This window comes from Clostridium peptidivorans (assembly GCF_900205925.1).
GTDB lineage: Bacteria > Bacillota > Clostridia > Clostridiales > Clostridiaceae > Clostridium_AK > Clostridium_AK peptidivorans.
On record NZ_OAOD01000022.1, the window covers coordinates 41945 to 50547 of the forward strand.

Below are 8603 nucleotides of genomic sequence, written 5' to 3' on the forward strand. Positions count from 1 at the left end.
CCTTCTCTCTTTATTTATTTTCCTTTCCATAGGCATTTAAAAAGAAGTTTCTCATAAAGTCTACCTGATCTTTTGAAAGTGTTACTGGACTTCCTATACTTTTTGCTAAACAATATGATTGAAGAGAGACTTCCACAACCTTAGTTATCTTATAAACTTCCTTAATGTTTCGTCCAACACACACTCCTCCATGGTTTGCAAGCAGCACTGCCATTCTATCTCCAAGAGCTTTTACACAATTTTCAGCAAGCTCCTGAGAACCTGGCAGTCCGTATTCTGCAACCTTTATTCCTCCACCAACTATTTGAGCCATTTCATCTAATACTGGAGGTACTTCTTCCCTTGTTGCTGCTATTGCACAGGTATATATAGAATGTGAGTGCATAATTGCATTTATCTCAGGCCTATTTTGGTATATAGCAAGATGGAGTCCTGTTTCAATTGAAGGTTTTTTACCTGAAACTAAGTTTCCTTCCATATCAACTACTGACATTATCTCAGGAGTTATGATTTCATAATCAACTCCACTTGGAGTTATAATCATATATTTTCCATCATCTGAACGAACGCTTATGTTTCCCCAGGTTCCAACGGTATACCCTTCATTTAGCATAGCCTTACCAGCCTGTATAACTTCATTTTTTTCCTTTAAATAACTTTCCATTTTAATCCCTCCATAATACTTTAATTCCCATGAAAAATTTCACTTCTTAAGTTCCAGTAATATGACTCAGCTTCCCTTAATCCCTTGTATAATTTATAAATCTTCTCATATGTAACTTTATTTTTTTCATCTGGTAAAAAAGTTCTTTTTATACGGAGAGTTTTTAAAGCTGCTTCCCTTATATTTTTATAAACTCCTACTGCAACACCAGCAGATAACGCTGCTCCCTTTGCTGCATATTCCTTTCCTTCTTGTATTACTACCTCTTTACCTGTACAATCTGCTATTATCTGTGCCCAGTAATAACTTTTTGCCCCTCCTCCGCCTAGATATATCCTTCCTTTGCTTTGAACATCTTGAAGACAATCTTTAATGGATAAAGCCACTCCCTCATACACTGCTTTTAAAATATGGTATTTAGTCGCATTAGATGAAATGCCAAAGAATTGTGCTCTTGCGTTTGGATTGAAAAATGGAGCTCTTTCTCCTCCAGTACTTATATATGGATGATAAATTACTCCCCCTGACCCTGCCTTTATGTCTTTTACTAAATCCTCTAAAATCTTATATATATCTTTTCCCTGCTTATAGGCTTCTTCTTTTTCCATTTGAAAGAATGTGTTTATTGCCCATTCTAAATTAGGTGCTCCAGCCATAGAAGCTATTACATTTAAATAAAGCCCTTCTACTGCATGGCATTCAAACCCTGAAGTATTTTCTCCACTTGAGTCACAACTTTTTCTGACCACACTATTGCAGCAAGTTGTGCCTAAAATAGTGCAGCTGTCCCCCTCTTCTACTGCTGCCATGCCAGTTGCAGATGCTACAATATCCATAAGACCTGCTGATACTGGAGTCCCTTCTCTAAGTCCTGTTAAATCTGAAGCTTCTTTTGTAACCTTGCCTATAAGTTTGCAGCAATTAGAAAGGGGATTGAAAAGAAATCTATAGTCGTGAGTCCCCAGCAGTCTTAATAAATTTTCTGATATCTCTCCTGTTTCTAAATCTAATAATGATGTTGAAGCATCTGTGGTTTCAAGACACATATCTCCCGTTAATTTGTACCTTAGCCAATCCTTGCAAAACATGCATCCATAAGCTTTATCTAAAGTTTCCTTTTCATTTACAGCCAGCCACTTTAATATAATTGAAGTAGCCCCTGGAAAAGGATACGAGCCTGTTATCTTTTTTATCTTAAGTGTCATCTCTTCATCTTTTTTTATATCTTCAACAATATTTACGGCTCTTCCATCGGACCATAATATTGCATCTCGCACAGGATTTCCTTCTTTATCAATAAGCCAGCATCCTTCACCCTGTGCTGTTATTCCTACAGCTAATATACTTTTAGGATTTATCTTATTTTTATTTAAAAGTTCCCTTATTATAAAACAGAAATCCTTCCATAATAAGCTCATATTTTGTTCTGTCCAGGTTCTGTGCTTTGTAATAATAGAATTGCTTTTTCCCTCTACAAAAACTTCTTCTCCTTTGAGGTTAAATATAACTGCTTTTATTTTCGAAGTGCCTGCATCAATTCCCAAAAGATAATTGTCACACACCTGCAATCCCCCCAAGTTTTACTACTCTTCATTTTTAATCTTTAATATGTTTTCTGCAGTTATATTGTCAGTTACAAGTACATCTATAAATCCTCCTCTTAAAGCTCCAAGTATAGCTTTGCTTTTTTCCTTTCCTCCAGCTATACCTATTACCCTAGGAATATTCTTCAAATCATCTGCTCCTATACCTATAACTCTATTACTTATGTCATCTTTAATTACTTCCCCACTAATTTTATATGGCTGCAGACATATATCTCCAACACATTCTTGCTCTTTTAACTTTTGCAAATTTCCCTTTGTTAAATAACTTTGTTTATATATTGTAGAGTCTTCAGTTAAATTTCCTATTCCTACTACTGCTGTAGTGCAATTTTTTATAAGATTAAATATGTTCTTTATACTTTGTTCATTCATCATGTCTGTTTTTAACCTTTTATCTTTGACTATAGCAGGAGCATACATGAGATAAGGTGTGCCATTAAGTTTATTTGCAATGACCCTTGTAATTTCATCTGCCTTTAAAGATGGATCTTGTAAATTTTCCCCGCCCACTATTTGTACAACAGATATTTCCTTTTTTCTTAAGCTTTTTAATTTAGCGGCAGTGCTTGAAAGCGTAGTTCCCCATGAAATTCCTATTATTTCGTTATTTTCTATGGTTCTTTCAAGGTATAAAGCTGCAGCATCTGATAATTTATCTATTAAAACATCCTGACTATCTGCTGAAGTTACTATAACTTCCTTAAGAGAAAACTCCTTTTCTAGAGAATCCTCAAGACCGACATAAGTCTCATCATATCCATTAATCTTTATTGTTACTACCTTTTTTCCTCTGAGACTTTTTATTATTCTGTTAACCTTTTGTCTTGACATTAAAAGCCTTTTCCCTATCTCTTCTTGAGTCATCCCTAACTCATAATAATAATGAGCTATTTTAACAAGCATTCTTTTTTCTCCCATAAGTTAATCATCCTTTCCCATCATGCCATCTGCTCATTATTTTTCTTTTGTAACATATTTGCTTTACTGCATTTTTTCACTCTTTGTATTAAAAACGTATTCATTATCTTTTGTAAAATTTTTATGCTATTTTATATTTTAAACATATGCTCATTTTGGGATTAGTATGCTTAAGGTTACAAAAATACTTTTAAAACAAAAAGCAATAGATGATTCTATTGCTTCTCTAATGATAAGTAGCTATTAAATTATTACATTTTTACATTGAAACTAGGGTGCCTTATGCTCAACTTGCCACTTGCCACGTGGGTGGCACTTTTATCCTATATTTTAATAAATTTTGGAATCACTGAGAAATATGTTATAACTTCGTAATAACTGTATTGTATAATTATTGGAGTAAGGGAGGGTATACTGTGAATAATAATATACTTATAATTGAAGACGATGAATGCATAAGAGAAATCTTGACATACTCACTTAAAGAAGAAAGTTTTAAAGTATTTGAAGCTTCAACTGGTGTAGAAGGATTAAAAATCTTAGAAAATCAATATATAGAGCTAATTATACTGGATTTAATGTTACCTGATATAAGCGGCTTTGAAATATGTAAGAAAGTATCATTGGAATACAAAATACCTATAATAATGTTAACAGCCAAGAATGATATTATGGACAAAGTAGTAGGCCTAGAGCTTGGAGCAGACGATTATATTACCAAGCCTTTTGACATACGAGAGGTAGTTGCAAGGGCAAAGGTTAGTATAAGAAGAATAGAACAATTTAAAGATATTAAAGATAAAAATAATGCTATAAAGCTAGAAAAAAATATAACAATATTTAAAGATAGCTATGAAGTATTTCAAGAGGACAAATTGGTAAATTTGACAGCGAAAGAATATGAGTTACTATATACACTTGCAGAGAATAGAGGAAAGGTATTTTCACGAGATAAGCTTTTAGAAACTGTATGGGGATTTGATTTTGAAGGTGAAAGCAGGACTGTAGATGTTCATATTCAAAGGTTAAGAAAAAAACTATCCAGCGATAAAGATACCTCTGTTATAAAAACCGTATTTGGAGTAGGTTATAAAGTTCTGTAGGAAAGGAATGTATTTTTCTTGAAAATATCTATAACGCGTAAATTTATCATTGGATTTTTACTTATATTTTATATAGGATATAACACTATGAGCTTTTTCATGAATAAGCTTATTGTAGAAAATAATAAGCTTATAATAAAAAAAGAATTGTTAACCTTTGAAAAGGATCTGGCCACATATTTAAGACAGTATTTTGAACTGAAAAATAAGGATATGAATTCTAACAACTTTAATGATTCTAGTAAGGATATAGCTTCAAATTTATCAATAAAAGTCGGAAGTAGAATAATGATTTATTCCTACGAAGGAAAATTTTTAATTGATTCAGCAAATGCAAATGGACAAGTATTGAATTATGAAGATATTGATAATAAAAAAAATGATAGTAATGAAGATTTGAAGCTATCTATTGATAACAAATCTGCATTTACAATAGTACCTGTTAAAGATAAATATCTAGTTGTTTTTTCATGTCCTATTATAAACAACAACAAAAGTATAGGTATTGTTAGATCTGTTATGGATTATTCAGAAATATTTAGTTCTAGTAAAAATCTATTAAAGCTAACTAATACCTTTGTATTATTAGTTTTTGGAGTGATTTTCTTATTTGTAGTATTATTAGCTACAAAAATAACCATACCAATATTAAAATTGAGTAAGGTTACAAAAGAGGTTGCAAAAGGTAATTTTGAGGAGGACATAAATATTAATTCTAAAGATGAGATAGAAGAACTATCTTTAGATTTTAATAAAATGAAAGATAAGATAAAAAATCAAATAGAAACTATAAAAAATGACAGAGATGATTTGAAAAAGATTGCAGGTCATAGGAAAGTTTTCTTTGATAATATGACTCATGAGATGAAAACTCCTTTAACTATAATATCTGGATATTCTCAAATACTTCTTAAACAAGACTTTAATGATAAAGAATTTGCTAGAAAAAGTGTAAAAAAGATAAATGATGAAAGCGAAAGAATGCACAATATGATAATTGAACTCTTAGAAATATCAAAGGTTGAGTCAAATATAACCTCAGATATAAAAAAAGACATTAATATATCACAAATTATAGATGCAGCCTGTAATGATATGAAAATAAGAGCAGATAAATATGAAATACATATAGAAAAGGCTATTGATAAAGAGGTTACTGTATTAGGTAATCCAAATGAGCTTAGACGAGTAATTATAAATATAATAGATAACGCCATTAAGTATGGTAATATTAAATCTACTATAAATGTAAAATTGTTTAAAGAAAATAGTACCTGCAATATAATTGTTAAAGATAAAGGCCAAGGAATACCTTCTGATAAATTAGAGATGATATTTGAACCTTTTTATAGGGTAGATAAGCAAACTTCAAGAGAAACAGGAAGCTCTGGACTAGGACTGTCTATAGTAAAAAAAATTATAGATAAACATAATGGACATATAAAAATAATTAGTGAAGAAGGTATAGGTACAGAAGTATATATAACAATTCCTCAAAAGTTTACAATATTGTAACATCATGTTAAGTGAATGTGATAACTTTTGTTTATGATTAATATACAGATTTTAGTTTAGGAGGAAAAGTTATGAATCACGAAAATAAAAATTGGAAAGCAAAGGCTTTAGTAGGAGGATTACTAGTGCTTGGTGCAGTGAGTATAGCATATTCGTACTCCAAGCCTTTAATGACAAGTAATAAGTCTGTGGTAGTTTCAGATAACAAATCAAAGGCAGTCAACTTAGATGAAGACAAGCCTCTTCAAGTAGTAAAGAGTGAAAAAACAGATGGCATCGAAGGTTTTAATGCAATGATGGGACTACTAACAGAAAATGAGGCTGTTATTAGAGTAGGAATGAATAGAAAGGATATAGAGGAAAGACTTAAAAAACTTCCTAAAAATAATCAAGCTGAAGAGGTCAGGTTTATTAATGATGTTAGAGGTGAAACCTATAAACTTAACTTATCTACTTTAGAAAAGTCCCCTATTAATTTTGAAGATTGGAGCATAATTTCTCCAGACAAGACAAAGTATGCATATGTTACAAATGAAAATGGTAAACAGGCTTTTTATATAGTTGACATAAAAAGTAATTCTAAAAAAAGAATTAATATGAATGGAACTATATCGCGTCCAGAGTGGGATAAAAATAGTAAATATATAGTAGGATTAGGCTTAAGTGACCTCCTATCTATAGTTGTATATGATGTGGAAAATGATAAAATAAAAGAATTTAAAGATGATAGTATTAATATAAACCCTTTATCAGGTGTTTATAGCAGTAATGGAAAAGATATTTATTTTGTAGGCACCAATTTTGTAAAAACCAACAATGAAAATAACAACAAAAAAACTATTGTAACAGAAGGTGTTTACAAGCTGAATACGGCTGACGGAAAAATGGAGCCTATAATGCTTTTGCCAGCTGCTGAAGCATCTTCACTTAAAAATCGTATATCTAACCAAGGGTTTGCTGTTATTGATGAAGGTCAAAAGGTAGTTTTTGATGGGGATTTAAATGGAGACAATGGGTTATTTATTTATGATGTAAAAAGTAAAAAAACAAATAAAGTTACAGAGTCACCTGGAACTCACTTTGTACCCTTTTGGCTTTCTCCAGATGAAAATAAAATCATCTATGCAACATATAGTGGTAAAGATAACACAGGAGTATGGAGTATATATGCAGCAAAGATTAAAGGTAATGAGCTAGTTAATAAGATTTTACTCATTGAAGATGTAAATTATTATAATATGATTTCTCAAAAGCCAGTATGGTGGAATAATGACAGCAATAAAGTTACAATTTTTGAATCTAAAAACTTTACTTTAGATACTAGAGTTTTTGCAGAAAAAGGAATTGTTCATAGTATATATTTTAAATAAAAAACTAAAGATAAAGAAGCAATGGATTATTCTATTGCTTCTTTAATAATTTGAAGTTTAATTTTACACAATTTCTACGTATATTTGTGCGGACATGCTTTGCTGTCCCCACTTGCTACACAAGGTAAGGATGCTCTTTAATCACTGATATTGACTTTGATATAGTTTTTTCAATACTTCTAAGACAATCTCTTTCTTCCCTATCACAAAAGGAAATTGCAATTCCTTCTGCTCTAGCCCTTCCAGTACGTCCTATTCTATGAACATAGGTTTCCGGTACATCTGGCAGGTCAAAGTTTATTACAAGAGACAATTTTTCTATGTCAATTCCCCTTGCAGCTATATCCGTTGCTACCAAAACTCTTATCTTCTTTTCCTTAAAGTTAGTTAAAGCACGTTGTCTTGCATTCTGTGACTTATTTCCATGAATAGCTTCAGCCTCTATTCCCGCTTTAACAAGGTCACCAGTTATTTTATTTGCACCGTGTTTTGTTTTAGAAAACACAAGAACGGACTCTATAGATTTATCCTTTAGCAAATGAAGAAGCAAAGATTTTTTGTTTCTTTTTTCAACGAAATATACTGCCTGCTTAATAGTATCAATAGTTGATGAAACAGGAGTTACTTCTATCTTTACTGGTTTTATCAGAATAGACTCTATTAATTTTGAAATTTCCTTAGGCATAGTTGCAGAAAATAACATTGTCTGCCTGCTACTCGGAAGCTTTGCTATGATTTTTTTCACATCATGACCAAGTCCCATGTCAAGCATTCTGTCCGCCTCATCAAGGACAGCAAGTTCTATGTGTTCTAGGCTTATATATTTTTGATGCATTAAATCCAGCAGTCTCCCTGGTGTTGCAATTAAAATATCCACTCCTGCTCTTAATGCATTTGTCTGCGCTCTTTGAGAAACTCCGCCAAAAATAACAGTATTCTTGAGCCCCGTATATTTTCCATAGGAAGTAAAGCTTTCTCCAATCTGGATAGCTAATTCTCTAGTAGGAGCTAATATTAATGCTTTAATATTACGGGGTCCCTTTAGAGCTTTTTGTTTACTATAAAGAAGCTGCAATATAGGTATGGCAAAAGCTGCTGTCTTTCCCGTACCCGTCTGAGCACATCCTTCCAAATCATTTCCTTTAAGTATAGCAGGAATAGCTCCTTCCTGTATTGGAGTAGGACTAGTATACCCTTCGGTTTTTAAAGCTTTCAAAATAGGTTCAATTATATTTAAATTTTCAAATAACATTTTTTTCTCCTTTATAAGTGACTATCAATTTTACGATTTATTGCTTACGCATTTGTCCGATGGCAACCATCCGTAATACTCCCATCACACTCTGTGAAAGCGACTATCACCAAATCATAGATTTGGGATATCTGCTTTTCTTAGGTGGGAGATAACGGCTGATACGCCCCTGGA

7 protein-coding genes are annotated in these 8603 nt (G+C 32.0%); 3 read left to right on the forward strand and 4 right to left on the reverse strand.

Annotated elements, in window-relative coordinates:
• Nucleotides 1-10: 10 nt before the first annotated feature.
• Genes CRN98_RS14620 through CRN98_RS14630 form a run of 3 tightly spaced genes read right to left on the reverse strand, consistent with a single transcriptional unit; the run spans nucleotide 11 to nucleotide 3189 of the window.
• Complete coding sequence (locus CRN98_RS14620; RefSeq protein ID WP_097028170.1) at nucleotides 11-664, reverse strand: class II aldolase/adducin family protein; 654 nt, start codon at nucleotides 662-664, stop codon at nucleotides 11-13.
• Between the two features lie 20 nt (nucleotides 665-684).
• The gene (locus CRN98_RS14625; protein WP_179632177.1) at nucleotides 685-2226 is read right to left on the reverse strand and encodes an FGGY-family carbohydrate kinase; all 1542 of its coding nucleotides are present in this window, start codon (nucleotides 2224-2226) and stop codon (nucleotides 685-687) included.
• A 21-nt stretch (nucleotides 2227-2247) separates the two neighbouring features.
• Nucleotides 2248-3189, reverse strand: coding sequence for a sugar-binding transcriptional regulator (locus CRN98_RS14630; protein WP_097028172.1), 942 nt, complete (start codon nucleotides 3187-3189; stop codon nucleotides 2248-2250).
• Between the two features lie 416 nt (nucleotides 3190-3605).
• Between CRN98_RS14630 and CRN98_RS14635 the strand changes: the two genes are divergently transcribed.
• From CRN98_RS14635 to CRN98_RS14645, 3 genes are all read left to right on the forward strand, one after another.
• Nucleotides 3606-4292, forward strand: coding sequence for a response regulator transcription factor (locus CRN98_RS14635; protein WP_097028173.1), 687 nt, complete (start codon nucleotides 3606-3608; stop codon nucleotides 4290-4292).
• An 87-nt stretch (nucleotides 4293-4379) separates the two neighbouring features.
• Entirely contained in the window at nucleotides 4380-5807 is a 1428-nt protein-coding gene (locus CRN98_RS14640) for a HAMP domain-containing sensor histidine kinase (protein WP_097028174.1), read from the forward strand.
• 71 nt (nucleotides 5808-5878) lie between these two features.
• Nucleotides 5879-7177 carry a TolB family protein gene (locus tag CRN98_RS14645; RefSeq protein ID WP_097028175.1) on the forward strand — a complete coding sequence of 433 codons (1299 nt, stop codon included), beginning with the start codon at nucleotides 5879-5881 and terminating at the stop codon, nucleotides 7175-7177.
• A gap of 115 nt (nucleotides 7178-7292) precedes the next feature.
• Here the strand turns inward: CRN98_RS14645 and CRN98_RS14650 are convergent, their stop codons facing one another.
• Nucleotides 7293-8429, reverse strand: a complete 1137-nt coding sequence (locus tag CRN98_RS14650; protein ID WP_097028176.1) for a DEAD/DEAH box helicase — start codon at nucleotides 8427-8429, stop codon at nucleotides 7293-7295.
• Nucleotides 8430-8603: the final 174 nt, after the last annotated feature.